This is a genomic window from Nanhaiella sioensis (assembly GCF_046557775.1).
Lineage (GTDB): Bacteria > Bacillota > Bacilli > Bacillales > SM2101 > Nanhaiella > Nanhaiella sioensis.
Genome location: NZ_JBKAEG010000001.1, coordinates 3,384,750 through 3,411,315, shown reverse-complemented (window position 1 = coordinate 3,411,315; position 26,566 = coordinate 3,384,750). Strand labels below are relative to the sequence as shown.

Genomic DNA, 26,566 nt, shown 5'->3' with positions numbered 1-26,566 from the left:
TATACAATAAGTCCCTATTTAAGAGATCTTGATATTTGTATAATTTCGTTCGCAATGGTTGCAGCCTTCACAAAATCTTTTTGCTGTTCGGCATTTTGTTTTTCTAGCTCTTTTTCCTTTAGTTTCAAAAGTTTTGGATATGTTAATACATGGTTTATATAATCAGTAAGCTCTTGCTCTGATACATCATCATTAATAGCCAACATTGCAATTTCTGATACTGTTTTTTGAAGGTTTCCATCTTGGACATGTTGGATGAACGAGCTAACGTCAGCGTCATTTCCTTCCTCATAAAATGCATACAGATAAGTAATTATTGCCCTATGTTCCTCAATGTTAAAGTCGCCTTGTATTGTTTGTTGAACTTTAAATGCAATGTCCTTATTACGAAGCATATGTGCAATTAGGAAACGTTCTGCATTTTGATATGCAGGTAATAGTTTTGTCTGAGTATGGGGTCTAAATGATATTTTATTACTATTCCATGTATGATTATCCTTTTTACGATGTCCCTGTTTTTGAAGTTGGCTTAATTGTTGCTGCAATGCGTCTAATGATATAGAAAACTCACTAGATAGCTGCCTTATATAGTGGTCACGTTCAACCGCCTTATCTACAATGCTTATTTCCTTAAGTGCTTCATCTATATAACGCATGCGCTCCCCTTCATCTTGAAGGTTTTTGCCTCTTCTTAAATATTGCATTTTAAATGACATTAACGAAACACTTGCCCCTATTACATCGGTATTAAATTTTTCTGCACCATATTGTTGAATGTAGTCATCAGGGTCAAAGCCTTCAGGCATTTGCGCAATTTTCACAAAGCATCCTTCATCAGATAATAGCTTTGAAGCACGAAAGGATGCTTCGATTCCTGCATTATCAGAATCATAGCAAATGGTAATTGATTCAACATTTCTTCTTATTATCCTTGCTTGCTCATCAGTTAAAGATGTTCCCATCGTTGCAATTGAATGTTCAATGCCACACTTATTTGCAGCTATTACATCTCCAAATCCTTCAAAAAGAATAACATGCTGTTGCTTTCTAATGTGCAACCTTGATTGATGAAAGTTATACAATAGTTTTCTTTTGTTAAAGATAGAGCTTTCTGGACTATTTAAATACTTTGGTTTTTCATTTCCAAGCACCCTTCCAGAGAATGCTACTACACGTCCCTGATGATCATATATCGGAAACATAATACGGTTACGGAACCTGTCATAAAATGAACCATCCGCGTCCTTTTTAACAATTAATCCTGCTTTTTCTAATAGTATGGCGGAAAATCCTCTTTTCATCAGAAACTTTGAAATGAAATCCCAAGAATCCAGGGCATACCCAATCTCAAATTTTTCTATCATCTCTTTCGTAATGCCTCTATTAAGCAAATAATCCAAGGCGTCTTGGCCTTCTTTTGTATTGACAAGTAAATGATGATAGAATTTTTTCAATAAGTCATGCGCTTCAAGCATCTTAGAGCTCTCATTAGATTTTGCCACTTCAATAGGAGCAGTTGTGTATTTGCTTACATCAACATCTACCTTTGCTGCAAGGCGTTCTGCTGCCTCTACAAAAGAAAGGCCTTCAAGTTCCATTAAAAAAGAAAAAGCATTTCCTCCAGCTCCACATCCAAAACAATGGTAAATTTGCTTTTCTGGAGAGACCGAAAAAGAAGGCGATTTTTCTCCATGGAATGGGCAAAGTCCGAAATAGTTTCTCCCTTGCTTCTTCAATTGTACATATTCACTTATTAAATCAACGATGTCTGTTGAGTGATGTAATTGTTGGATAACTTCTTCGGGAATTCGATTTCCCATAACTAACATCTCCGTGTGATAAAGTTATTCTCTATTTATGATTTAATTCCTGCAAGTTTCGACAAAATTTTTTTAAAAGATTTGATAAAATAGTTACGATCATTTGATGAAAACGCTTTTGGACCTTTTGAATGGTGTCCAGCTCTCCGTTCTTTTGCTGAAATATACCGAAGCTGTAGCATTAAATCCATGTTGTTTTCATGATATATTTTTCCACGTGGAGATATGACAACGACACCTTTCGGTAGGAGAATACTCGCCAATCCATGATCTTGTGTAACGACAACATCATTTGCACATACTTTGTTCATGATATGTAAATCCACTGCCTCTTTAGCTGAATCAACAAAGATCCACTTAGCTCCAAGGTCAGTTTCTGAGACATGTGCATACGATGCGATAAAGGTTACATCTGCGACATAATCTTTTGCAACTTCAACAATTTCTGATTTTACTGGACAAGAATCAGCATCTACAAAGATCCTTACAACTTTTTTACTATATCTCTCTATTCTACATCACTCCGAGGATTCCTTCTTTTCATAGATACTCCTTATCATAAATACAAAAGTAACAAATTTGTTACTTTTCTTTGTCGAATTATTTTTAAGTTTACCCCTTGACAACTTACAATAAATAGTTTATTCGTAATAACCAAACTCTAAACCTTTTTTATCACAATTTTTTATTATAATATAAAGTTCAATGATTGGCTATACAAATAAAATAAATATAAATCAAGTTTAAGCATGAAAAAAATAACAACAAACTTTATTGCTACTTTAGTCTTTATTGTTGTTTTTATATTCAAAACTAAGCTCATATTCAATAACATATAGTGATATCATTTGTAAAACAAACAGTTAGCACCTAAAACTACGTGTAGTTAGTCTATATCATCGCTGTTTTCGTATTTATTATTGTTTTTCGTCCTTAAGGTTTACACGAATATACAACTAGAGGTAGTCGCTTCTGTTCTATAACGATCACAAACATATAAAAACACATGTTGCGATTCCATAAAAGTTTGCGAAAAGACGATTTATATAAATTCACCAACCCATTGGGCTGAATGCTGAATATACTAAAGCACATATCACTGAAAAGTGTATGCGCTAAATTGTACGATTATTATAGATGTTTAAAATTGTATTTGCTGTTTCCTCTACCGCTTTATTCGTTACATCAATAACATCACAACCAATCTTGGTAATAATATTATCGAAATAACTTAACTCTTCATTTATTCTATCTATATTTGCGTATATCGCTTTATCATTCAGCCCTAGAGACTTCAAACGCTCTTTTCTTATATAGTTTAATTTTTCAGAGCTTATTTTTAACCCAAAGCATTTATTAGCAGGTACTTGAAATAGTTCGTCAGGAGGGTCAACTTCTGGTACGATTGGTACATTTGCCACCTTTAGACGTTTATGAGCTAAATATTGTGATAATGGAGTTTTGGAAGTGCGTGACACACCAACTAAGACAATGTCAGCTCTTAAAATCCCTCGAGGGTCCCTTCCATCATCATACTTTACAGCAAACTCAATAGCCTCAACTTTCTTAAAGTACTCGTCATCTAACTTTCTAACCATACCTGGTTCTTGGCGAGGTTTCGTATCATAAGCAATTTGCATTTTATCTATAAGTGGACCAATAATATCATAAATTACAACACCTTCACGCGCTGCTTCTTCAATCAAAAACGTACGCATTTCTGGAATGACTAACGTATAAGCAATAATTGCATTATTCATTTTTGCTAGTGAAACTACTTCGGTAAGTGTAGAAGTATCCTCTACATATGGCACTCGCTTAATTTCAATGTTCGTGTTGCTAAACTGACATATTGCCGCTTTTACAACAAGTTCTGCTGTTTCTCCTACAGAATCAGATACTACGTATATTTGTGGGTTATTCATCCTATTCCCCCATTTCAGTATATTAATAGACTTACAAATTGTTTATATTAATTCATCTTCCTCTATTGCTACAAGTACCTTTGTCATATTTGTTTTCGTAATTCTACCGATTACTTCATATCCTTTGTCTGTTTCTTTTATGACTGGTAATGCATCAATTTGTTTTTCAATTAATATTCTAGCAACATCAATCATTAAGTCATCTCTTTTACACATCGTTATATTCGGCATTCTTGTCATAATAATATTAACAGGAATTGTTGTCAACTCTTGTTTACCGATACTAGCTCTAAGTAAATCTTTCCTTGATAAAACCCCAACGAGTGAAGTGTTATCATCTACTACGAACAGTGTACCAACATCTTCTAAAAACATTGTACAAATAGCATCATATACCGACACACCTTCATTAACTACAACAGGAATTGATTGGTAATCTTTAACTAAGATTTTCTTTATTTTATCGCTCAACAGTTGTGAACCAGTCTTTCCTGTATAAAAATAGCCAACACGGGGTCTTGCTTCTAAGTAGCCTGCCATTGTTAATATAGCTAAGTCAGGCCGTAAAGTCGCTCTTGTTAAATTTAATTGGTCTGCAATATGTTCACCGGTGATAGGTCCATTGTCCTTAACAATTCGTAGTATTTGCTCCTGTCGTTTACTTAATTCGATTGTAATCACCACCTTTAATTTTAGCCATTGTGATATATACTCCTATGTAGTTTGTTACTACAAGATATTATATACTAAGTTGGTAGCTTTGAAAAAACCTACTGTATGTTTTAATACAATAGGCTGATGTTAAATACATTATAGTTTATTTTTCAAGTTGTCTAATTGATTTAAAAATCTTTTTGATTTTAACGCTAACCCTGAGTATTCATCATAATATGCAGCTATGATTGTCTTTAATTGTTGCTTTGTTTCAGTTTTAACAGAAATCCTGCCTAATCTACTTAGATCATAATAGTAAAAAAGTCGTAATAATCTTACTGTAGCCTGCGATATCTTCAAATGATGAGCATCTTTTCCATAACACCTATGACAGATTAAACCACCTTCTTTTATAGAAAAAGCAAACTGTCCTTCACTATTATGGCAAATGGCACAATGATCTAACACCGGATGTAACCCTAATACTTGTAAAATTTTCATTTCATAAATGAAGGTTAATATTTCTAAATCTTCTCCCTCATTCATATAGTTGAGTGTTTGATAAAGTAATTCGAATAAAAAAGGGTTTGCTTTTAGGTCTTCCGTACTTTTATCGGTCAGCTCTACAATATATGACGCGTATGCAGTACGAAATATGTCTTCACGAATAGCTCGTAATGATGAGCTCGCTTCTCCTTGTTGAAGGTTGCCTAGTCCACTCCCTTTTTGTATTAAGAAATGGCCATAAGTAAATAGTTGAGTAATTGAGGCTAGACGACTATTAGGCTTCTTTGCTCCTCTAGCCATTACTCCAATTTTACCTGCTTCCCTAGTAAATAGAGTAACAATTTTGTTTGTTTCACCATATTCATTTGTTCGGATAACAATTCCTTCATACTTTTGTAACAAGTTTTGTCCACCACCAAAAAATCAGGCAGATCACGACATTGGAAAATCTAGTTTTGCTAGGTCATTCTCTTTGTCTTCGGGTCCTCCATCGTTTTCCTTCTCTAATTCCTTAAAAAGAAGGTACGTATCAATGTTACCTGTTCGACTAAATATATTCCAGGTAAAATCTAACATAAGAATCCCACCTTTCTGATGATACACGCTAGCATATAACTTCCAATCCCTATGTTTAGGGTGAGCACTCCTGCCAATATCATGTTACACAAATTTTGTTAAAAGGTGTTTCTTAAACGTCTACCCTTATATTTTATGGGAAAAAGTCCAGGATGACAACTTGTCCAAATCGATATCATTAATAATCTTCTTCATTAAAACCAAAGTCTCGAATATGTGTCAATTTGTTGCGCCAATCTTTTTGAACTTTAACCCAGAGTTCTAAAAACACTTTCGTTCCTAATAATGTTTCAATGTCATGTCGTGCCCTTTTTCCAATTTCTTTTAGCATCTTTCCTTGCTTTCCAATAACTATCCCTTTTTGAGAGCTTCTTTCCACTATTATCGTTGCACTAATATAAATGGCATTATTATTCTCTCTTCGTTTAATACCGTCTATTACCACTGCAATAGAATGCGGAATCTCTTCTCTTGTTAGATGTAGTGCCTTTTCTCTAATTAACTCAGCAATAATAAATCTTTCAGGATGATCAGTTACCTGATCTTCCGGATAATACTGAGGCCCTTCAGGTAAATATTTTTTTATTTGGTCTATCAGCGTTTCGACATTACTGCCTTGTAACGCAGAAATCGGAACAATTTCTTTAAACGCATATTTCGTTTCATATTGCTTAATTAACGGCAACAAGTCATCAGGATGGATTTCATCTATTTTGTTTACAACAAGGAAGACTGGCGTATTCACCGCTTGTAATCTTTCAATAATATATTCATCACCACGGCCAATTCCTTCAACAGCATTTACCATAAATAGGACGATATCAACTTCTCTTAAAGTATCCTGCGCTACCTTCATCATGAAATCGCCAAGCTTGTGTTTCGGTTTATGTATTCCTGGTGTATCAATAAAAATAATTTGACTGTGGTCTTCCGTATAAACCCCTTGGATTTTATTTCGTGTCGTCTGAGGTTTATCACTCATAATTGCTATCTTTTGACCAATTACATGATTTAAAAAAGTTGATTTTCCAACATTCGGCCTACCAATGATTGATACAAAGCCTGAATGATATTTTGTAGTATTCATCAAAATCCTCCAAGATGTCGTAAAATAGTAAGAAACATACAAAACGATAGCCCTTGAGTGCATCAAATGTGACTGAAGGGGAATGCACAAAGCGCCTTGTTTATCCCCGATAAGCACTGGAGTCATTTCATTTGAAGGCGCATTTGGCCTTCTAGTGCAATGACGAAGTGACTCGAGGGGATACGCTGGTGCTAGACAATCCGAAATGCAGAAGCGCCTTGTTTATCCCTGATAAGCACTGGAGTCATTTCATTTGAAGGCGCTTTTGGCCTTCTAGTGCAATGACGAAGTGACTCGAGGGGATAGGCGCTGGTGCTAGACAATTCGAAATGCAGAAGCGCCTCGATTATAAAAACAATATAAGTTTTGGCAGAAAAATAAGTATTCCAATCATAACGGAAATAATCGCAAAAAGCAAAACTGCTCCAGCTGAAATATCCTTGGCAAGTTTAGCTAATGGATGGTAATCATTTGTAATTAAGTCAACTGTTCTTTCAATAGCTGTATTTATCATTTCCAGACTCAACATTATGCCTATTGTAATGATGATTGCCACCCATTCTATTGGAGAAAGTCCAACAAATAGTCCTAAAAATAACACAACAATGGCGATATTAATATGAATTTTAAAATTTCTTTCCTTACTAGCTACATGTTTAATTCCATTTATCGCAAACAACAAACTGTTTCTAAATTTATTATTATTTCTATCTCGATAGCCCATATTGTTCAAGTAATTCCTTTTGTTTAGTAAACATAATTACTTCTTCTTCTTCGGTCTCGTGATCATAGCCAAGCAAATGCAATAATCCGTGAACTGATAAAAAAGCGAGCTCCCTCTCAAATGAATGTCCATATTCTTCTGCCTGTTCTTCTGCTTTGGTTGTAGAAATGATAATATCTCCTAGCACTACAGGAAGCTCTATCCCTGTAATTTCGATTTCATCCTCCCCCATTTCTTCCATAGCAAATGAAATAACGTCAGTCGGTTGATCTTTATTTCTATACTCTCGATTAATTTCTTGTATGCGCTCATTGCTAACAAATGTAATTGATATTTCTGCACCGTCATCAATATTTTCTCTTTTTGCTACAAATTGTAAGATGTCTTCCACCAAGTTTTGATGTCCATCTCTCACATTTTTTGTTTCGTCAATAAAATCGATAATTAAACTCATGCCTCTTTCACCTTCTGTCTCGTTGCTTCTGGATATTCAATTCTTGAGTGGAATATCCCTTTTAAAGTTTCACATAGAGATGATGAAACAACATCAAGCTCTTTCAAAGTTAAATCGCAATTGTTCAGCTGCCCATCTTGTAATCGATCTGCAATGATATTCTTAATGAGCTTTTGAATTTCTGCTGAACTAGGATTTGTTAGCGAGCGTACTGCTGCTTCTACACTATCTGCAATTCCTATAATGGCAGCTTCCTTCGTTTGTGGTTTTGGCCCTGGATAGCGAAACTCTTCTTCTGATATAGGAATTTCAGATTGCTGTTGAGCTTTATGATAAAAATACTTTATTAATGATGTTCCATGATGCTGTGCTGCTATATCCACAATTTCAGTTGGCAACTTGTGTTTCCTTAACATTTCTGCCCCTTCTGTTGCATGTGCAATGATTATATTTTTACTTAGCTGCGGGGCAATATTGTTATGAGGATTTTCGATATTCATTTGATTTTCAATAAAAAATTGAGGCCTCTTCGTCTTTCCTATGTCATGGTAATATGAACCGACTCTTGCTAATAAACCATTGGCACCAATGGCTTCACATGCAGCTTCAGATAGATTTGCAACCATTACGCTATGATGATATGTCCCTGGAGTCTCCACTAGTATTTTCCTTAACAAAGGATGGTTTGGATTTGACAGTTCTATAAGTTTTATCGTCGAAAGTATGCCAAAACCTGCTTCTAAAAATGGCATAATCCCGATTGTGAGAACAGCTGCTGAGAGACCTGAAAATATCGCCATTGCTACGTAAATTCCTATTTCCAATAAAGAATATTGTCCGTTTTTCAGTAACATGATTGATGTAATTACAATAATATTAATTACCGAAATGAATAGACCAGATTGAAGAATTTTTGCACGACGGTTAATTCGATCTAAGAAAAACACACCTACTAAGCCACTACATAAAAAGTAAACACCAATCGAAAAGTTAAAAGAACCAATAACTCCTTCGTTAAACATAATACTACCGCACACAGCAAATATCGTACTAGTTAATACCGCTAAGCGATCATTTATGAACACCTTGATTAACAAAGGGCCTACAGCAATTGGAGTTAAATACCCAATATCTGACCATCCAAACTGATGCAGTAAACTAGTTCCTTTCATCAACAAAATCGTTATAGTGAATATGATTGTATATAACAATAAGTCCACATTCTTATTTGACCTTTTACTTTCATCTCTAGAGAAATGGTATGCAACTGCTGCTAACATCAAACCTATCATTAAGCCAAGTCCTATAAAAGGCTGAAAAGAACGTTTATTTTGTACTAAATCAATTACTTCGAGCTTTCTAATGATATCTTGAGTTATCAGCTCTCCTTCCTCTACAATAATTTGACCTTGAATAATCATCACGGGCTCCACAGCGTTCCTTGCCTGTTCCCGTTTTTCCTCGGTAGCTTCTACATCATAAATCATGTTAGGAATAATGACGAATTTCACTAACTTAGATATCGTATTCCTTAACGAAGATTTAACATTGAGGTACTGTAATTCATTCTCTGCTTGTCTTTTTGCACTTTCTATTTCATTAGTACGGAGTTCTTCACTCATAATATTTTGGACTACTGTAATAGCTTTCTCTTGAGCACTTGTTAATTGCTCAGGTGTAGCTTGAAATAGAACTTCGATCTCCTGATCTGTGAATAGATTAACTATATCTTCTGGCATCTTTGTTTTGAGTAACTCTATTTTTTCTTCATCAGTCGGTTCTAAGCGTTGTGCCTCTAATTCAGCTTCTTCATTTTCTATGCCTTCTTCGTTTTCAATAACCGCTCTTATATTTGCATATTTTTCGTTCAATTCTCCATTGACTTCATCAATCCAAGAAAAAAAGTCAGAAATTACATCTACGCTATTTTCTTCATATTCTTTCTTTTGTAAGAATACATCCTGTACCTCTCCAGCAGCTTCCTTTCTTTTTCGCTCAGTCATTTCTTTATCTTCTATCGTTTTTGGGGAGTATATCGTTTGTTCTGCATCATTGTGTAATTGGATATTGTACTTCTTTGGCTCTACGTTACTATATAAAGCAAAAAATATAACCGCTGCTATAACAACATAAAAACCGATATGAACAAACTTATATTCTTTTAGCAATGTTAAAAGTTTTTTCATATATTCGATTAGTTTCATGAATTTTGCTCCCCTCCTTTGTTAGAAAAGCTGCTTTTGCCGCAATGTTATTTTTCATACTAGGCTCTTTTCGTAAACTCTGTTGCTATCGTTCCTGAACTAGAATATAAAGAAGACGTTTCAATATACAGTCATCGTTTTACAAACGAAATGATGACACGATATCTAGTTGTATCCGTGATTATGTTTCTGCACGAAAAACAAATAATCTATGCGAAAACAGCCTTATCCTTAGGCTAAAACACGATACAACTAGCGTACCTTAGCTTCTTATCCTTAACTAAGCGATGAAAACCTCTTAGAACCTCGTATGGCTGTTGTATGTCTTTAAAAGAGCAACAATGTTACCGAACAATAACCGTAACAAACATTAGCATAGAATATATATAGGAAATTGACCCATACAATCATTTGCAAGGGTCATAAGCTTTATAAATTGGCTTTGTCATATGCTGTAATAATTCTACTCACTAAAGGGTGTCGTACTACATCTGATTGTTCTAGAAAAACAAAAGAAACGCCTTTAATGTTCTCCAAAATTTCCTTTGCAATAGCCAACCCTGAAGTTACTCCTTTAGGTAAATCTACTTGAGAAATATCTCCAGTAATCACCATTTTTGAATCGAAGCCTAATCTAGTTAAGAACATTTTCATTTGTGCAGGTGTTGTATTTTGAGCTTCATCCAATATAATAAATGCATCGTCTAATGTTCTACCTCTCATATACGCTAATGGGGCGATTTCAATAATCCCTCGCTCAATTAATCTAACGGTATGTTCAACTCCTAAAACATCATGGAGGGCATCATACAATGGACGTAAATATGGATCTACCTTCTCTTGTAAATCTCCAGGTAAAAATCCAAGATTCTCCCCTGCTTCTACAGCAGGTCGAGTAAGAATGATTCTTTTGACATGTCCATTTTTTAATGCGTTCACTGCCATTATTACTGCTAAATACGTTTTCCCTGTCCCTGCTGGTCCAATACCAAACACCATATCATTATTCTTAATTGATGAGATATAGTGACGCTGTCCGAGAGTTTTCACGCGAATTGATTTGCCTTTTACTGTTACAGCAATTTCCTCTTTAAAAAGTTCATCAAAATATTCTAGCGTGCCTTTTTTACTTAGTTGGATGGCATATAAAACATCTCGTTCACCAATTTGAATACCCTTTCTAATTAGCTTCAATAACTGTGTTAGTATCTCATCAGCTTGCTGTACATTCTCATTGTCACCAGATACACTTACTGTTTCACCACGGGTTACAATCGTTACTTGTAGTTCTTCTTCAATACGCTTTAAGTTAGTATCATGAATACCAAATAATGAAATGGCTTCATTTGCGTTTTTTACCTGTTGTTTTATCGTTACTAACGCTTCTGACATTATTTAATCTCCTTGAATGATTGGCTTCTCAATTGCGATATTCTCTATTACTGTGTAAATAATTTCTACCTTTAATTTACCATTCTCATTCGTTTCGTGCAAAACTTTTTCTTCTTTTATAGTTGCATCTTCGTCAAGTTTAGTTTGCAATTCTGTTCGTGCAGATTCAATTGCCAGTTCTTTTGCTTGCTTCACTGAATAGACTCTTTCAACTGTCTCTGTTTCCCTTATCACATTTTTCATATATGATACTGGCAGCTTCCAATTTAATAAATGAAGATCTTTTATTGTTTCGTATGTTTCATAATTCCTATAGTCATTTTTTGCAAATCCCCAAAATGGAAGAGTTATACCCCCAAATGATAATAGATGCTTTGACTTTGAATTACCAGTAAGTACATGTATTGTTTGGGATAGTGGTGTTTTCACTGTTGCCCGATACCATGTTTCACCATATACCTTTCCACGTGCAGCGACTATTTGAGTATTATCTTCTTTTCCAATCATTCCACTTACTAGTAATTCTCCTTTATTGACATGTTGATTGATTTCAACAATAGCCTGACCTTCTTCTACAAACATCTCAGTAATTACTGATTCTTTTTTTGCTACTAAGTGTTGAGGTCCAATTTGTTCTGGTTCTTCTGGTTCTTCCTTCTCAACTACTTGAAAATGATATGTAGTTCCCCTTAGTTCTACACCAATCCAAGTAATTGAATCAATATTGTTCGTTAACTGCTGTTGAATAACATCGACATCTTCAAGGAGAAATTGTAATTTCCCTTTTTTAACACCCATTTCATCTAAATGTTGATATATTTGATGCTCAGTTTGAGGTTGTGCACCATCAATTTCAATCTGCCAGACGATATTCGATAACAGAATCATAATGACAAAAAAAAGTAATACCCCAAGTAAAAAACCACTATTCGTAAGTACTTTTTTCATTAGGAAAGGTAGTCCAACTTTTTGGATAAAAAAAAGCTTACAGTCAAATGTTCTTACAACTCTTCTTACCTTACTAACATCTTTCAGTAACATAAAAAAAGTAACTGATTCTGTTCCCTGTCTCTTAACATTCCATATATTTATATCATTTTGAATACATTGATTTATAAATCGTTCAATACCTTTACCTTTAGCATTTACCTGAATAACACCAGTCATAAAGTTCAACCACTGATTTTTCATTTCTTCCCCCTTAATTAGTCATTAATATATGTAACTTGTTCGATTTTCCCTTCCAATAAGAGCTCCTCTGGTTGAATCATTTTGATCACAAAGGACTCCCCTTTTATGAGCAGTTGACCTTGCTTTAACAATAATCGCAGTTCATCATCAGAAAATGAAAGCAATCCCCGGTGGTTTTCAATATATATGTGTAATTGCCCAATCATTGTTATGCGGGGAAGGTCCATCGTCACATCTGCGGGTAGTTCTAATTTATTTGTAAGCCAATTTCTCATTTGGTGCCGCAATTTCTTCATAATAAAAGAACCCCCTTTCAACTCATGTTTATGAGTTAAAAGGGGGTTCTATCACTATAATTTCTTATCTAGATTGACCCATTTTCGACTGTGAACGGTGTGAGATTGGCTGATATGGTTTTTTTCCTCGTGGAGCTCCAAGAATTTCGCTAAAAATAACTCCTTGGACAACACTCTTTTTCGTTATAGACAGCTTATTTTCCTTCTGCACCTGTTTAGAGCTTTTCTTCTGCATTGGTTCAGTTTTTTCTATTGATTGATTGTTCCGTTCCCTAACAACTTCTTTTAATTGATGATATAAATCTACTTTTGACTCAACAACTTCATTTTCGTGTTCCACAGTACTTGTTTGAGGAATATGCATGTCTTCCACTTCATTAAAAATTACAGGCTTTTCTTCATTTGTTGTTGAAGTTCTTCTTGAATTAGAAGCCCCTGATGAAAAACCTTTAAATATTCTAGAAAACACACCAAACAAAATCACTAATAAAACTATATTTGATATGAAGAAATCTATAATTTGCTCCATTAGGAGTCACCCCCATCATGAATGCTACGATTGTTCATCTTCATCTTGATCGTCAGTAAGCTTTCCTATAGAGTCTCTCATATTTGTATCAGCATCTATATTTTTCAGGCTCATGTAATCCATGACTCCTAGCTTACCTGTCCGTAATGCATCTGCCATAGCGAGAGGAACCTCGGCTTCGGCTTCAACAACTTTAGCTTGCATTTCTTGAACACGAGCCGTCATCTCTTGCTCCTTGGCAACAGCCATAGCTCTTCGTTCTTCCGCCTTAGCTTGGGCAATATTTTTATCTGCTTCAGCTTGGTCTATTTGCAACTCAGCCCCAATATTTTTACCGATATCAATATCGGCAATATCAATCGACAAGATTTCAAATGCCGTTCCTGAATCTAGACCTTTCGCTAACACTGTTTGAGAAATTAAATCTGGGTTTTCTAAAACTTTTTTATGATTACCTGAAGAACCAATTGTACTTACAATCCCTTCACCTACACGGGCTATAACTGTATCTTCTCCAGCACCACCGACTAAGCGATCAATGTTTGCACGCACTGTAATACGTGCTTTCGCTTTTACCTCTATTCCATCCATTGCAACACCCGCAATAAATGGTGTTTCAATTACTTTAGGGTTAACACTCATTTGAACTGCTTCTAATACGTCACGACCAGCTAAATCTATCGCAGCACAACGTTCAAATGACAGCTCTATATTCGCACGCTGTGCGGCAATAAGAGCGTTCACAACTCTATCTACGTTACCTCCTGCTAAATAGTGGCTCTCCAATTGATTTGTACTAACATTTAAGCCAGCTTTTACTGCTTTAATTAACGGATTGATGACCCTTGACGGAATAACTCGACGTAACCTCATTCCGATTAAAGTGAAAATACTTACTCTTACACCTGCAGCTAGAGCAGATATCCAGAGCATAATTGGAACAAACGTAAATAATACGGCTAAAACAATTATGACAAGTGCTACAGCTAACAATACTAAAATAGTTCCAGTGTCAAATTGCATAAACATATTCCTCCTTGATATATTATAGTTCTTATTACTTTCTACAACATTTTATAATTGCATTCTATACTATTTCTCTAACTACAATACGAGCTCCTTCTGTTTTAATCACTTTAATTTTTTTATTATTATCGATATAACCACCTTCAGTGACAACATCTAGGCGTTCATTATCGATCACAACAGTTCCAGATGGACGAAGTGCAGTAGTTGTATAACCTTCTTTTCCAATCAAATCATTTCTATTCTTATTCGTTATATAGCCTTCTTCACTATTTGTAGAATCCCTTAGAATTATTCTGTTAAATATACGTATTTTTTTGCCAAACACTTTAAATAATAGAATTGAGGCTAATATTGTAACAAAAATAGCAATTAGTAACGATACCGCCATGTGACCGACATCGTCTGTCGCTAAAAATAAGCTAGTAAGAATTGACCCAAAGCCAATCATCCCTAATATTCCCCCCGGGACAAAAAATTCTAAAATAATGAGCACAACGCCAGCAAAAAAGAAGATAATAGCTTCCATTCCTGCAAGGCCTGCTACAAAATGGCCGTAGAAGAACAATAATAGACTCGACGCCCCCATTAAGCCTGGCACACCAAATCCTGGTGAGTATAACTCAACCAATAAGCCTATGCTGCCAATTGATAATAAAATGGGTACAACAACCGGGTTTGTAATAAATCTCGCGATATTTTCTGCCAAACTCACTTTTGTTTCCACAATCTCTGGATTGTCAAAACCGAGTAATTGCGTTAGCTCTGAGCGATTATTTACGATACCTTCAGCATACTTCACTTCATAGGCTTGATCAGCTGTTAAAGTTAACAGCTTTCCTTTCTCTGCATTATACTCTGGAAGATCAACCTCTTTATCAGCCATAGCGATCGCGTATATAGGGTCACGACCGTTCAAAGCCGCAGCTCCTTCCATCGATGTATTCCATGATGATTGAGCCTTTTCGTCTGCTGCATTACCATCACTTGTTATGACCGCTGCAGCCCCCATAGAGGCAGTTGGTCTCATATAAATTTCATCTGCATTTAATGCAATATATGCACCTGCTGATAGAGCATGAATATTAATATATGCCACAATCGGAACATCTGTAGAGCTAATTCGCTTTCCAATTTCTCCAGCAGCAGCCACCGCTCCACCAGGGGTATTTATTTCTAATATGATTAAATCTGCTCCAGCTTCCTCTGCTTCAGAAATTGAACGATCAATGAACGCATATAAACCTTTCTCTACAGTGTCTTCCAAAGGAATCACATAGACCAGTTCCCCACTAGTGGAGCCTTTCATAGGGATAAAAGATAGTATAACTGCTGTAAATAACATCATAACAAAGAATTGTAAACGTATTCTTCTCATTTTATAGACCCTCCTTTCTAATTTTAGAAATTGCCTATGTATCCTTATACGTTTACAATTTAAAAAAGTTTCAGTAACAGAAAAGAATTTAAAAAACAGCACCTATCATTGGGTGCTGTTTTATTAAGAAAGAAATTGTTGTACAACTTTATTCACGAGAGAACCATCGGCCTTACCTTTGACCTTTGGCATCAACGCTCCCATTACTTTACCCATGTCAGCTTTGGAAGAAGCATTCACTGCAGCAATGGTTTCTTTCACTATTTCTTTAATTTCATCTTCTGAAAGTTGCTTTGGCATATAAATTTCTAATAATGAAATTTCATCTTTCAGTTTATCTACCAGGTCTGAACGACCAGCTTTTTCAAATTCTTGGAGGGAGTCTTTACGTTGTTTTAATTCGCGAGAAAGTACAGTTAACTCCTCGTCTTCAGATAGTTGGCTACTGCCTATTTTAATGGCTTCATTTTGAAGTGAAGACTTAACCATCCTAATGACGGAAAGTTTTTCTTTTTCTTTATTTTTCATCGCTTGCTTCATATCAGTATTTAAACGTTCAAGAAGACCCATAACTACACCCTCTTTTAGAATTTACGCTTTCTAGCGGCTTCAGACTTCTTCTTACGTTTTACGCTTGGCTTTTCATAGAATTCACGCTTTCTAGCTTCCTGTAACGTACCTGTTTTAGAAACCGAACGTTTGAAACGACGAAGAGCATCTTCAAGCGATTCGTTTTTACGAACGACAGTTTTTGACATTCTATTTCCCTCCCTCCGAAAACAACCACTCACAATCTAAACAACATGTAATTAAACATGTACTTTGCAATTATAGTATAATCGGTATTAAAGGTCAACCAAAATTGGTGTCATGTAATGTTACCCTTGTCCATACAATGTGATAGGAGAGGTGATTTACATGGCAATGGCAAAAATCATTTCATTATTTGCTGTTTATTTATCAATATTTCTATTTGGAATGACCGTGATGCGGATAGGTTTATTTAATATTTCACACGAAAAGATGAAACATGTTATCAAAAGACTTACAATAAATCCGTTTAGCGGTTTTCTAGTCGGGATTGTTGTTACTGCATTATTGCAAAGTAGTTCTGCAGTTATGATTATAACAATCGGCTTAGTAGCAACAGGCTACATAAATTTTAAACAGTCTATTGGAATAATCCTAGGAACAAATATCGGAACAACATTTACTACAGAATTCATAACCATTGATTTAGAAGCAGCAATTTTGCCACTCATTATCATAGGATTTTTGTTTTTATTTACAAACAATATTAAGCTTTTTAGTACAGGAGCCATCGCATTTGGATTAGGCTGCTTATTCGTCGCAATGAATGGCTTTGAGCAATTAGCAGAACCCCTATCGCTCATACCTTCTGTGCACTCTTTTTTAGAGATTACAAATAAGAGTGGTATTTTTGGCGTAGGTTTAGGAACGTTTTTGACAGCAATTATACAATCTAGTACTGCTACAACAGGAATTGTTATGGGCTTTATGAATGAAAATGTCTTAAGTTTACAGGCCGGAATCGCCATTATTTTAGGGTCAAATATCGGAACATGCATAACTGCATTCTTAGCTAGTATCGGTGCTAGTCATGAGGCAAAATTAACTGCGTATGCACATATTTGGTTAAATGTATTAGGTGTAGCCATTTTCTACCCTTTTATAAAAAGCCTAGGTACAATAGCTGAACTCCTCACCACTATTCCTGATGTTCAGTTAGCTCATGTTAGCGTTATTTTTAATGTTATTTGCTCTCTTATCGCCCTGCCACTTACTGGCTTAATTGCTTCATTTATTATTCGAATCCATAGCACAAAAAAAATAGCTTAACTAAAGTTTACTTTTATTGTAGTTTGTTACCATCATATGGCATAGATATAACTGAATACGCAATCAAGCTACATAATGAGCAAAATCGTGCACACTTGAACAGCGTCATCAAAGGTTAAGTTAATGACCATAAAGTCATATTATGATGACGCTGTGTTAGCCCATTAAAAAAGCTCCATTCACATTGTTTGTTGTTTTTCGTAGGCTGCAACGATAGTTTCTTGGCATCTTTGCTGTTTTTAAAATGCTGATTAATTAATTCACAACATTAATGAGAGAATGGGCCTAAACAAAAAAAGTCCAGCGTAATCTGGACTTTTAAGACGAAAGCTTAATATTGTTAATAACATTGTCATCTTCAATTACTTTAACGAATTGGCCTTCATTATAAGGATAACCGGCTTTTGTAATTTTTACTTTGACTATTTTGCCAATCATTTCATCATTTGCAGGCAAAATGACTTTTAAATAATTATCTGTATAGCCCACATATAATTCACCACTAGGATCATCCTTTAACCGCTCTTCAGGAATAACCTCAAGTACTTCTCCTTCAAAATCAGAAGCATACTCTTTTGCCAATTGATCTGATAATGCTATTAATTGATGGACTCTGTCATTTTTTATTTGTTCGTTTACTTGGTCTTCCATACGAGCTGCTGGTGTTCCAGTTCGCTTAGAATATGGAAACACATGAAGTTCTGAGAAACGATGTTCTTTAACAAAATTATATGTCTCCATAAATTCTTCAGATGTTTCTCCTGGGAATCCTACAATCACATCTGATGTAATTGCAAGACCTGGAAGGGCTTCTTTAAGTTTTGTCAACCTTTCCCCAAAATGCTCCATCGTATATTTTCTACGCATACGTTTTAAGACAGTATCAGAACCTGATTGTAATGGAACGTGCAGGTGACGAACTATTTTATCTGATTTATTTAGAACATCTATCACTTCATCCGTAATTTGGCTTGCTTCAATCGACGATATACGAATACGCTTTAAGCCTATTACTTGTTCATCAAGCTCACGTAAAAGCATTGCCAAATTATAATCTTTCATATCTTCGCCATACCCACCCGTATGAATACCTGTTAATACAATCTCTTTATATCCAGCATCAACGAGCTGCTGTGCCTGTTTAATTACTTCCTGTGGATCTCGTGAACGCATGAGTCCACGTGCCCAAGGAATGATACAAAATGTACAAAAATTATTGCAACCTTCTTGTATTTTTAAAGATGCTCTAGTCCGATCTGTAAATGTTGGAACTTCGAGCTCTTCATAAGTACGGGCTTTCATAATGTTTCCAACACCATTAATCGGTTGACGTTCCGCTTGATATTGCTCAATATAATCCAGCATTTTTATACGATCCTGTGTCCCGACAACAATATCGACTCCAGGAATAGCCATTACTTCTGCTGGAGAGGTTTGCGCATAACAACCCGTTACACAAATGACCGCATCTGGATTTCTTCTAACAGCACGACGAATCACCTGTCTGCTTTTTTTATCACCTGTATTTGTTACAGTACAAGTATTTATTACATAAACATCAGCAGTTTGATCGTATTCAATACGTTCATAGCCTGCTTCTTTAAATAATTGCCAAATAGCTTCTGTTTCATAATGGTTAACTTTACAACCAAGAGTGTGAAACGCAACTGAAGGCATCTTCATCACCTCGATAGTTCAAAATGATAAGAAACAGCAGATAATAAATATATCGGCGCTGTTTCTGTCCGTAAAATTCTTGGACCTAGGCCACAAGATTTAAAACCGTGGGAACGTAATTCTTCTACTTCTTTTTCTGAAAGTCCACCTTCTGGACCAAATACTACTAACAGAGATTGATTAGCGACCATTTTGCTTAAGGTAGCAGCAAGTACCGATTGTTCTCCTATTTTTGCTTCTTCCTCATATGCAATCAGCTTGTAATCATAATTAGCACTATTTTCAAGTAACTTCTTAAAGGTCATTGGGTGGTATATATCTGGAATTTTATTTCGATGAGACTGCTCCGCCGCTTCTTTAGCAATTTTCTGCCAGCGTTTAATTTTTTTTAAGCCTTTTTGTTCATCCCATTTCACGATTGAACGAGCAGCATTAAAAGGGATAAACGAATTGGCACCTAATTCAGTTCCCTTTTGAATCACTAATTCAAGCTTATCCCCTTTAGGCAACCCACTCGCTATTGTTACTTTAATAGGTAGTTCATTTGAGCTCTCTACCCATTCTACAATATTTGTTAATACTTCTTCATTGGTAATTTCCACTATTTCACAACACGCAGTCCTTTGTCCGACTATTACGTATATACTATCTCCTACGTTCATCCTCATCACACGGGTAATATGATGGTGATCATCATTAGTTATTATTATTTGGTCATTTTGCTCGTATTTTTTGTCATCTATGAAATAGCGCTGCATATTGAACACCTTCTATCCACAAAAGGGTAGTAAATTACTATTACAGGGGCTTTTTGACAATCATAGCAACCCAGTCTTCCATCGTGATTGTTTCTTCAATAACAAACCCAGTATTTTGCAATGTCTCTTTCACCAAGGCTTTTTTTGTATTAATAATACCTGACGTAATGAACATGCCACCTGGTTTTAAAAGGCGATAGGCATCTTTAACAAACCTAAGTATAATTTCAGCTAATATGTTTGCAACAATGATGTCTACTTTGGTTTCAATTCCATCTAATAAGTTATTTTGCTCAACTATGACATTATCACTTACTTTATTCAATTTCGTGTTGATTCTTGCACTTGCAACTGCTACTTCATCTAAATCATAAGCCAACACTTTGTCAGCACCTAGTAAAGCTGCTGCTATACTTAGTACTCCAGAACCTGTACCTACATCAAGTATTTTGTCATCTTGCTTTACTGTTCGCTCAAGTGCTTGAATACACATGACAGTTGTTGGATGTGTCCCGGTCCCAAATGCCATGCCAGGATCAAGCTCAATAATTAGCTCATCACTGCTCACTGGCGTATACGTTTCCCAAGTTGGTACAATCGTGAACTTCTCAGAAATTTTAACAGGATTATAATACTTTTTCCAAGCAGTTGCCCACTCTTCTTCATTTACTTCACTAATTGTAATTCTGTTACTTCCTATATCAATATCATATATTAATAACGTATTAATAGCTTCTTTAATTTCCTCTACTGTTTCCCCTAAAAAGCTGTTAACAGGTAAATATGCTTTAATGACTACGCCCTCTTCAGGATAATCATTAGGGTTGAGTTGGTAGATTTCACCGTATGCAGTTTCTCTTTCCTTTGTTAAATCGTGTAGATCTTCTATAACTACACCACCTGCACCTGCTTCATGTAAAATGTTAGAAATAGGTTCGACAGCTTCCTGTGTCGTATGAATAGAAATTTCAGACCATTTCATATCTACCAACTCCATTAATAATTATTTAGATTCTTCGTAATCTTCGATGTTAATTGTTACTTTTTAGTTGAGTACTTACTCTTTATAGGAACGTTAATTAAGTAAGTTATATTATCATAACAAAAGATTCATTTACAATCATGAAATGAATCAATAATTCCATTGTTGAATACCTTTTGATGATATTTAGTTCCCTTAAATCATACCCTTGATAGATAATATAACAGTTATAATAAAAGTCTAGGTCATATTTACAGCTTGTAAACATATTAATCAGGTGAGGTAAAAACCCACCTGATTAATATGTTTAATTTGAATCGTGGGTTAATCCCCCTTAAAAGCTCTCTTAACTTTTGCAAAAAAGCTGTCATCATGTTCGTCAGGAGCTTCCTGATTCCCCAGCTCATTAAACTCTCTTAACAATTGTTTTTGTTTTTCAGTAAGCTTTGTTGGTGTAATAACTCTAACTTGAATATGCTGATCACCTTGACCATACCCACGAACATTTGGTACACCTTTACCACGAAGACGGAACTTTGTTCCTGTTTGAGTACCTGCTGGTATTTTTAGCTTAACTTTTCCGTGAAGAGTAGGAACTTCAATTTCGTCACCCAGAGTACTCTGAGCAAATGTAAGCGGCATTTCACAATAAATATCGTCACCTTCACGCTCAAAAAATTCATGTGGTTTCACATGAAAGACAATATAGAGATCACCCGCTGGTCCACCGTTTATACCGGCTTCCCCTTGACCTGTTACACGTAGTTGCTGACCATCATCAATTCCAGATGGAATTTTCACGTGTATTTTTTTTCTTTTCTTTACTTTTCCAGCTCCATTACAAGTTGAGCATTTTTGGGTCACTTTTTTCCCTGTACCTTCACAATGATGACAAACACGTCTATTAACTATACGGCCAAACGGTGTATTTTGTTCAACACTTAGCTGACCACTACCATTACAATGTTTACACGTTTCAGGTTTCGTTCCTGGTTTTGCTCCCGAACCATGGCATGTTTTACATTCTTCTTCTCTTGGAATTTCAATGTCAGTATCTTTACCAAAAACTGCTTCTTCGAATTTTAATGTCATTGTATATTGAAGGTCTGCCCCTTGTTGGGGAGCATTTGGATCACGACGGCGTCCTCCGCCACCAAAGAATGTACTAAAAATATCTTCAAAACCACCGAAACCACCAAAGTCACCACCACCACCAAATCCTTGATTTGGATCTGTATGACCAAACTGATCATAATGGGCACGCTTTTGATCATCACTCAAAGTTTCATATGCTTCTTTTACTTCTTTAAATTTATCTGCAGCGTCTGGTTCTTTATTAATGTCAGGGTGATATTTTTTGGAAAGTTTGCGGTAGGCTTTCTTAATTTCATCTTGTGAAGCACTTTTACTAATCCCTAGCACCTCATAGTAATCTCTTTTACTCATTTAAAAATCCACTCCCGGTTCATTCACATAAAGATAATTCTATCATCTATCATAAGAAAAGCGCAAGCGCTTGTTTATCACCGACAAGACTAATGTCATTTCAGTTGAAGGAGCTTTTTACCTTCTAGTGAAATGGCGAAGTGACCTCAATGGGATAGGCGCTGGAGCTAGACAATTAGAAATGCATAAGCGCCTTGCTCATCCCCGATAAGCACAAGCGCCATTTTCCATTCAACTGATCATAATGGGAATTAAATATAGTTTCGGCTTCCTTATAAAAAAGTCAAAGTCATATTATGACTGACTTTGACTTTGTGAAGCTTATTTATCGTCTTTTACTTCTTCAAATTCCGCATCTACTACATCGTCACCTTTAGGACCTTCATTGTTACCAGCTTCAGCACCTTGTTGAGCTTGAGCTTGTTGAGCTGCTTCCTCGTAAAGTTTCATTGATAGCTGTTGAACAATTTCTTGAAGAGCATCTTTCTTAGCACGGATTTCTTCTAGCTCATTACTTTCTATAGCTGCTTTCAGAGCATCCTTCGCTTCGTTTACGTTGTTCACTTCAGCTTCATCAACTTTTCCTTCTAGGTCTTTCAAAGTCTTTTCAGCAGTAAATACTAGCTGATCCGCTTCATTACGAAGTTCAACTTCTTCTTTTCGTTGTTTATCTGATTCAGCATTGTCTTCCGCTTCTTTAACCATGCGTTCAATTTCATCATCAGATAGCCCTGTTGAAGATTTAATCGTAATCGTTTGTTCTTTATTAGTTCCTAAATCTTTTGCACGCACATTAACGATTCCATTTTTATCGATATCAAATGATACTTCAATTTGTGGTACACCACGTGGTGCTGGTGGAATATCTGTTAATTGGAAGCGACCTAATGTTTTGTTATCTGCTGCCATAGGTCTTTCTCCTTGTAGCACGTGAATATCAACTGCTGGTTGATTATCTGCTGCAGTTGAGAAAACTTGTGACTTACTAGTTGGAATTGTAGTATTACGATCGATTAATTTTGTAAATACTCCACCCATCGTTTCAATCCCTAAAGATAACGGTGTAACATCCAATAATACTACGTCTTTAACATCTCCTGTTAAAACACCGCCTTGAATAGCCGCACCAGAAGCAACTACTTCATCAGGGTTAACACCTTTATGAGGCTCTTGTCCTACAGCTTTTTTAAGAGCTTCTTGAACAGCAGGAATACGAGTAGATCCCCCAACTAAGATAACTTTATCTATTTCACTTGCAGATAGACCTGCATCAGACATCGCTTGACGAGTAGGTCCCATTGTACGTTCAACGAGATCTGCGGATAACTCATCAAATTTCGCACGCGTTAAGCTTACCTCTAAATGTAACGGTCCTGCTTCACCAGCAGTAATAAACGGTAATGAAATTTGAGTTTGTGTAACACCTGATAAATCTTTCTTAGCTTTTTCAGCTGCGTCTTTTAAACGCTGTAAAGCCATGTTGTCTTTTGAAAGGTCGATACCATTTTCTTTTTTAAATTCAGCAACTAAATGGTCAATAACTACTTGGTCGAAGTCATCTCCACCTAGACGGTTATCACCTGCTGTAGATCTAACTTCAAATACACCATCACCTAGCTCTAAAATAGATACGTCAAATGTACCCCCACCAAGGTCATAGACGAGGATAGTTTGGTCTTCCTCCATTTTATCTAATCCATAAGCAAGAGCTGCTGCTGTAGGCTCGTTAATAATACGTTCTACTTCTAAACCAGCAATTTTACCAGCATCTTTTGTTGCCTGACGTTCGGCATCGTTGAAATATGCAGGAACAGTAATAACAGCTTTAGTAACAGGCTCTCCTAAATACTCTTCTGCATAAGATTTTAAATGCTGTAAAATTATAGACGATACTTCTTGTGGTGTATACTTTTTACCCTCTACTTCTACCGTGTAATCTGTTCCCATATGACGTTTAATCGAAATGATTGTATTTGGGTTTGTAATTGCCTGACGTTTAGCAACTTCACCAACTTGTCTTTCACCATTTTTAAATGAAACAACTGACGGAGTCGTGCGATTACCTTCTGGATTAGGAATTACCTTTGCTTCTCCACCTTCCATCACAGCAACACATGAGTTAGTCGTCCCTAAATCAATTCCAATAATTTTACTCATTTTCTTCGTTACCTCCTAAAAATTATAAATATGTAATAAATCTTTATTTGCTACCCATTCACTTTTACCATCGATGGTCGAACAACTCGGTCTTTAAGTTTATAACCCTTTTGCAGCTCTTCTACAACAGTATTTGGGTCATGCTCAGCATCTTCTACTTGCATGACAGCTTGATGTAGATGCGGATCAAATGACTCTCCAGCAGCTTCAATTACTTCTACACCTTCTTTTTGTAGTGCATCGAATAGCTGACGGTAAACCATTTCCATACCTTGTAGTATAGATTTTGTTTTATCATCATCTGCTTCTACTTGGAGTGCTCTTTCAAAATTATCTAATACTGGTAAAATATCAGACACTAAATTAAAGGCTCTATATTTTTCAGCTGCTTCACGATCAAGACGTGTGCGGCGACGGAAATTATCAAAATCAGCTTGTATCCTAAACGTGCGATTTTCTGCTTCATCAAGTTTTTTCTCTAAATCATTAATTCTTGGGTTTACACTTGATTCCTCGCTCGTTTCTTCAGGATTCTCATCTGATTGATTGTCATTATTTTGAAGATCAACTTTATTTTCTTCAACTTGGTCAACATTTTCACTTTCATTTATACCCTTATCTTCAGTTACATTACTATCATTAACCAATGATTTCACCTCCCTTAAAATAAAACAAACCTCACCTAAAACTAATTAAAAGTTGGAATACAGGTCTTATTTTCTATGAAGTGGTCATACGAAATGGATGGGATCATACTCCCATCCTTATTCAATATTTCCACTGTTAATTATTTTGATACAGCTTAGTCAATACCTTTGATAAGTCAGTAGAAAGTAATGATAACAAGCTAATCACACGTGAATATTCCATCCTTGTTGGGCCTAAAATAGCTATAGATCCAAGCTGTTCGCTACCAATGGAGTACGTTGCTGTTATCAAGCTACAATTTTCCATCGCAGACAGCTTATTCTCTTTGCCAATTTTTATGCTTAATCCAACATTGTTAGGCCTAATCAAGTCATAAAATTCTTTTTCTTGATCAATCATCGTAAGTAGCGTACGAACTTTATGAATATCGTGAAACTCTGGTTGACTTAGCATATTTGTCTTACCGCTAAAGTAAACCTCATTTTCTTTCTTTAAAGATAGTGAATTCAAGATTTCATTTAATAATCTGTCATAGCTATCCACTTCAGTACGTAATAAGTTCGATACTTCCATGACGATTCTATCATGTAACTCGATTAATGGTACACCAACTAATCTCTCGTTTAACAAATTAACCATTTTTTCAATATCACTAGGGTCGATAGAACTTGTAAATGATATCGTGCGATTTTCTACATGACCTGTGTCTGTAATGATAATAGCGACAGCAGTCTCACTATTGATCGGAACGATTTGAATACGTTTTAATTTATGTTCAAAGACCTTTGGCCCTAAAGCAATCGCTGTATAATTTGTCATTTCTGACAAAATTTGAGATGATTTTTTAATGATTTTTTCCAATTCATAAATATGGTCTGTAAAAATCGATTTCACATTCCCTACGTCTTCCTTGGTTAACAATTGAGGTGACAGTAAATTATCTACATAATAACGGTAGCCCTTTTCAGATGGAACTCGTCCTGATGAACTGTGTGTTTTTTCAATAAAACCTAACTCTTCAAGATCAGCCATTTCATTTCTAATTGTCGCTGAACTATACATGATTTCATCTTTTTTCGACAACGTTCTAGAGCCAACTGGTTGGGCAGATTGAATAAAATCATCAACGATAACTTGCAAAATTAATAACTGACGGTCTGTTAGCATCTGTACTCACCTCTGTTAGCAACTGTCATCACCTCTGTTAGCACTCTGTCTACCCGAGTGCTAAATCTAATAATAAATTACCAAAACAAATGCGAGATGTCAATCATT

At 35.6% G+C, this 26,566-nt stretch carries 26 protein-coding genes; 1 reads left to right on the top strand and 25 read right to left on the bottom strand.

The genetic code is table 11. From position 1 onward, the window contains the following. Nucleotides 1-14: 14 nt before the first annotated feature. The 18 genes from dnaG to rpsU form a co-directional block, all read right to left on the bottom strand. Entirely contained in the window at nucleotides 15-1,820 is a 1,806-nt protein-coding gene (gene dnaG / locus V1503_RS15780; RefSeq protein WP_214480296.1) for a DNA primase, read from the bottom strand. A gap of 35 nt (nucleotides 1,821-1,855) precedes the next feature. Further along, entirely contained in the window at nucleotides 1,856-2,302 is a 447-nt protein-coding gene (locus V1503_RS15775; RefSeq protein WP_320257146.1) for a YaiI/YqxD family protein, read from the bottom strand. Nucleotides 2,303-2,935: 633 nt separating this feature from the next. After that, complete coding sequence (locus V1503_RS15770; RefSeq protein ID WP_214480298.1) at nucleotides 2,936-3,745, bottom strand: pyruvate, water dikinase regulatory protein; 810 nt, start codon at nucleotides 3,743-3,745, stop codon at nucleotides 2,936-2,938. 42 nt (nucleotides 3,746-3,787) lie between these two features. Then, nucleotides 3,788-4,429 (bottom strand): transcriptional regulator CcpN, encoded by a 642-nt coding sequence (gene ccpN / locus V1503_RS15765; RefSeq protein ID WP_320208054.1) that lies wholly within the window; start codon nucleotides 4,427-4,429, stop codon nucleotides 3,788-3,790. A gap of 126 nt (nucleotides 4,430-4,555) precedes the next feature. Then, nucleotides 4,556-5,308, bottom strand: coding sequence for a DNA repair protein RecO (gene recO / locus V1503_RS15760; protein WP_214480302.1), 753 nt, complete (start codon nucleotides 5,306-5,308; stop codon nucleotides 4,556-4,558). Nucleotides 5,309-5,338: 30 nt separating this feature from the next. After that, on the bottom strand, nucleotides 5,339-5,482 hold the full coding sequence (locus V1503_RS15755) for a YqzL family protein (protein WP_214480303.1): 144 nt from the start codon (nucleotides 5,480-5,482) through the stop codon (nucleotides 5,339-5,341). 178 nt (nucleotides 5,483-5,660) lie between these two features. After that, on the bottom strand, nucleotides 5,661-6,569 hold the full coding sequence (gene era, locus V1503_RS15750) for a GTPase Era (protein WP_410628104.1): 909 nt from the start codon (nucleotides 6,567-6,569) through the stop codon (nucleotides 5,661-5,663). Between the two features lie 346 nt (nucleotides 6,570-6,915). Then, nucleotides 6,916-7,293, bottom strand: a complete 378-nt coding sequence (locus tag V1503_RS15745) for a diacylglycerol kinase family protein (RefSeq protein ID WP_214480305.1) — start codon at nucleotides 7,291-7,293, stop codon at nucleotides 6,916-6,918. Continuing rightward, entirely contained in the window at nucleotides 7,277-7,747 is a 471-nt protein-coding gene (ybeY, locus tag V1503_RS15740; RefSeq protein WP_214480306.1) for an rRNA maturation RNase YbeY, read from the bottom strand. Before ybeY ends, V1503_RS15745 begins: the two co-directional genes overlap by 17 nt. Beyond that, nucleotides 7,744-9,951 (bottom strand): HD family phosphohydrolase, encoded by a 2,208-nt coding sequence (locus V1503_RS15735; protein ID WP_320256823.1) that lies wholly within the window; start codon nucleotides 9,949-9,951, stop codon nucleotides 7,744-7,746. Before V1503_RS15735 ends, ybeY begins: the two co-directional genes overlap by 4 nt. 429 nt (nucleotides 9,952-10,380) lie before the next feature. Beyond that, nucleotides 10,381-11,343 (bottom strand): PhoH family protein, encoded by a 963-nt coding sequence (locus V1503_RS15730; RefSeq protein ID WP_214480308.1) that lies wholly within the window; start codon nucleotides 11,341-11,343, stop codon nucleotides 10,381-10,383. A gap of 3 nt (nucleotides 11,344-11,346) precedes the next feature. Next, complete coding sequence (yqfD, locus tag V1503_RS15725) at nucleotides 11,347-12,534, bottom strand: sporulation protein YqfD (RefSeq protein WP_410628100.1); 1,188 nt, start codon at nucleotides 12,532-12,534, stop codon at nucleotides 11,347-11,349. 14 nt (nucleotides 12,535-12,548) lie between these two features. Next, entirely contained in the window at nucleotides 12,549-12,833 is a 285-nt protein-coding gene (gene yqfC, locus V1503_RS15720; protein WP_214480450.1) for a sporulation protein YqfC, read from the bottom strand. Nucleotides 12,834-12,894: 61 nt separating this feature from the next. Continuing rightward, nucleotides 12,895-13,359 carry a YqfB family membrane protein gene (locus V1503_RS15715; protein WP_410628098.1) on the bottom strand — a complete coding sequence of 155 codons (465 nt, stop codon included), beginning with the start codon at nucleotides 13,357-13,359 and terminating at the stop codon, nucleotides 12,895-12,897. A gap of 24 nt (nucleotides 13,360-13,383) precedes the next feature. Next, a complete protein-coding gene (gene floA / locus V1503_RS15710) occupies nucleotides 13,384-14,382 on the bottom strand; it encodes a flotillin-like protein FloA (RefSeq protein ID WP_214480313.1) in 999 nt (332 codons plus the stop codon). Nucleotides 14,383-14,446: 64 nt separating this feature from the next. Next, nucleotides 14,447-15,763, bottom strand: coding sequence for an NfeD family protein (locus V1503_RS15705; RefSeq protein WP_410628095.1), 1,317 nt, complete (start codon nucleotides 15,761-15,763; stop codon nucleotides 14,447-14,449). Nucleotides 15,764-15,886: 123 nt separating this feature from the next. Next, the gene (locus V1503_RS15700) at nucleotides 15,887-16,333 is read right to left on the bottom strand and encodes a GatB/YqeY domain-containing protein (RefSeq protein WP_214480315.1); all 447 of its coding nucleotides are present in this window, start codon (nucleotides 16,331-16,333) and stop codon (nucleotides 15,887-15,889) included. Between the two features lie 14 nt (nucleotides 16,334-16,347). Further along, nucleotides 16,348-16,521: a 30S ribosomal protein S21 gene (gene rpsU, locus V1503_RS15695; RefSeq protein WP_003152957.1), complete on the bottom strand. Its 174-nt coding sequence runs from the start codon at nucleotides 16,519-16,521 to the stop codon at nucleotides 16,348-16,350. A 160-nt stretch (nucleotides 16,522-16,681) separates the two neighbouring features. Here rpsU and V1503_RS15690 point away from each other — a divergent pair, with 160 nt between their 5' ends. Then, the gene (locus V1503_RS15690; protein ID WP_320256819.1) at nucleotides 16,682-17,623 is read left to right on the top strand and encodes a Na/Pi symporter; all 942 of its coding nucleotides are present in this window, start codon (nucleotides 16,682-16,684) and stop codon (nucleotides 17,621-17,623) included. A 318-nt stretch (nucleotides 17,624-17,941) separates the two neighbouring features. On the opposite strand, the gene mtaB is transcribed toward V1503_RS15690, so the two are convergent. The 7 genes from mtaB to hrcA form a co-directional block, all read right to left on the bottom strand. Next, nucleotides 17,942-19,300 carry a tRNA (N(6)-L-threonylcarbamoyladenosine(37)-C(2))-methylthiotransferase MtaB gene (gene mtaB / locus V1503_RS15685; protein WP_214480316.1) on the bottom strand — a complete coding sequence of 453 codons (1,359 nt, stop codon included), beginning with the start codon at nucleotides 19,298-19,300 and terminating at the stop codon, nucleotides 17,942-17,944. Between the two features lie 5 nt (nucleotides 19,301-19,305). Next, nucleotides 19,306-20,058 (bottom strand): 16S rRNA (uracil(1498)-N(3))-methyltransferase, encoded by a 753-nt coding sequence (locus V1503_RS15680; RefSeq protein WP_410628092.1) that lies wholly within the window; start codon nucleotides 20,056-20,058, stop codon nucleotides 19,306-19,308. Between the two features lie 40 nt (nucleotides 20,059-20,098). Next, nucleotides 20,099-21,040 (bottom strand): 50S ribosomal protein L11 methyltransferase, encoded by a 942-nt coding sequence (gene prmA / locus V1503_RS15675; protein ID WP_410628090.1) that lies wholly within the window; start codon nucleotides 21,038-21,040, stop codon nucleotides 20,099-20,101. A 324-nt stretch (nucleotides 21,041-21,364) separates the two neighbouring features. Then, complete coding sequence (dnaJ, locus tag V1503_RS15670; protein ID WP_410628088.1) at nucleotides 21,365-22,486, bottom strand: molecular chaperone DnaJ; 1,122 nt, start codon at nucleotides 22,484-22,486, stop codon at nucleotides 21,365-21,367. Nucleotides 22,487-22,807: 321 nt separating this feature from the next. Next, nucleotides 22,808-24,643, bottom strand: a complete 1,836-nt coding sequence (dnaK, locus tag V1503_RS15665) for a molecular chaperone DnaK (protein ID WP_214480320.1) — start codon at nucleotides 24,641-24,643, stop codon at nucleotides 22,808-22,810. Between the two features lie 50 nt (nucleotides 24,644-24,693). After that, nucleotides 24,694-25,254 (bottom strand): nucleotide exchange factor GrpE, encoded by a 561-nt coding sequence (gene grpE / locus V1503_RS15660; RefSeq protein ID WP_320257144.1) that lies wholly within the window; start codon nucleotides 25,252-25,254, stop codon nucleotides 24,694-24,696. Between the two features lie 172 nt (nucleotides 25,255-25,426). After that, nucleotides 25,427-26,458: a heat-inducible transcriptional repressor HrcA gene (hrcA, locus tag V1503_RS15655; protein WP_214480323.1), complete on the bottom strand. Its 1,032-nt coding sequence runs from the start codon at nucleotides 26,456-26,458 to the stop codon at nucleotides 25,427-25,429. Between the last annotated feature and the right edge of the window lie 108 nt (nucleotides 26,459-26,566).

Coding starts and splice junctions, on each gene's coding strand:
- V1503_RS15735 (WP_320256823.1), bottom strand. CDS start 9,951: ATGAAACTAATCGAATATATGAAAAAACTTTTAACATTGCTAAAAGAA.
- dnaG (WP_214480296.1), bottom strand. CDS start 1,820: ATGGGAAATCGAATTCCCGAAGAAGTTATCCAACAATTACATCACTCA.
- V1503_RS15715 (WP_410628098.1), bottom strand. CDS start 13,359: ATGGAGCAAATTATAGATTTCTTCATATCAAATATAGTTTTATTAGTG.
- era (WP_410628104.1), bottom strand. CDS start 6,569: ATGAATACTACAAAATATCATTCAGGCTTTGTATCAATCATTGGTAGG.
- V1503_RS15730 (WP_214480308.1), bottom strand. CDS start 11,343: ATGTCAGAAGCGTTAGTAACGATAAAACAACAGGTAAAAAACGCAAAT.
- yqfD (WP_410628100.1), bottom strand. CDS start 12,534: ATGAAAAATCAGTGGTTGAACTTTATGACTGGTGTTATTCAGGTAAAT.
- floA (WP_214480313.1), bottom strand. CDS start 14,382: ATGCAATTTGACACTGGAACTATTTTAGTATTGTTAGCTGTAGCACTT.
- mtaB (WP_214480316.1), bottom strand. CDS start 19,300: ATGCCTTCAGTTGCGTTTCACACTCTTGGTTGTAAAGTTAACCATTAT.
- V1503_RS15680 (WP_410628092.1), bottom strand. CDS start 20,058: ATGCAGCGCTATTTCATAGATGACAAAAAATACGAGCAAAATGACCAA.
- V1503_RS15690 (WP_320256819.1), top strand. CDS start 16,682: ATGGCAATGGCAAAAATCATTTCATTATTTGCTGTTTATTTATCAATA.
- hrcA (WP_214480323.1), bottom strand. CDS start 26,458: ATGCTAACAGACCGTCAGTTATTAATTTTGCAAGTTATCGTTGATGAT.
- rpsU (WP_003152957.1), bottom strand. CDS start 16,521: ATGTCAAAAACTGTCGTTCGTAAAAACGAATCGCTTGAAGATGCTCTT.
- V1503_RS15770 (WP_214480298.1), bottom strand. CDS start 3,745: ATGAATAACCCACAAATATACGTAGTATCTGATTCTGTAGGAGAAACA.
- V1503_RS15745 (WP_214480305.1), bottom strand. CDS start 7,293: ATGGGCTATCGAGATAGAAATAATAATAAATTTAGAAACAGTTTGTTG.
- ybeY (WP_214480306.1), bottom strand. CDS start 7,747: ATGAGTTTAATTATCGATTTTATTGACGAAACAAAAAATGTGAGAGAT.
- V1503_RS15755 (WP_214480303.1), bottom strand. CDS start 5,482: ATGTTAGATTTTACCTGGAATATATTTAGTCGAACAGGTAACATTGAT.
- prmA (WP_410628090.1), bottom strand. CDS start 21,040: ATGAAATGGTCTGAAATTTCTATTCATACGACACAGGAAGCTGTCGAA.
- V1503_RS15705 (WP_410628095.1), bottom strand. CDS start 15,763: ATGAGAAGAATACGTTTACAATTCTTTGTTATGATGTTATTTACAGCA.
- dnaJ (WP_410628088.1), bottom strand. CDS start 22,486: ATGAGTAAAAGAGATTACTATGAGGTGCTAGGGATTAGTAAAAGTGCT.
- V1503_RS15700 (WP_214480315.1), bottom strand. CDS start 16,333: ATGGGTCTTCTTGAACGTTTAAATACTGATATGAAGCAAGCGATGAAA.
- dnaK (WP_214480320.1), bottom strand. CDS start 24,643: ATGAGTAAAATTATTGGAATTGATTTAGGGACGACTAACTCATGTGTT.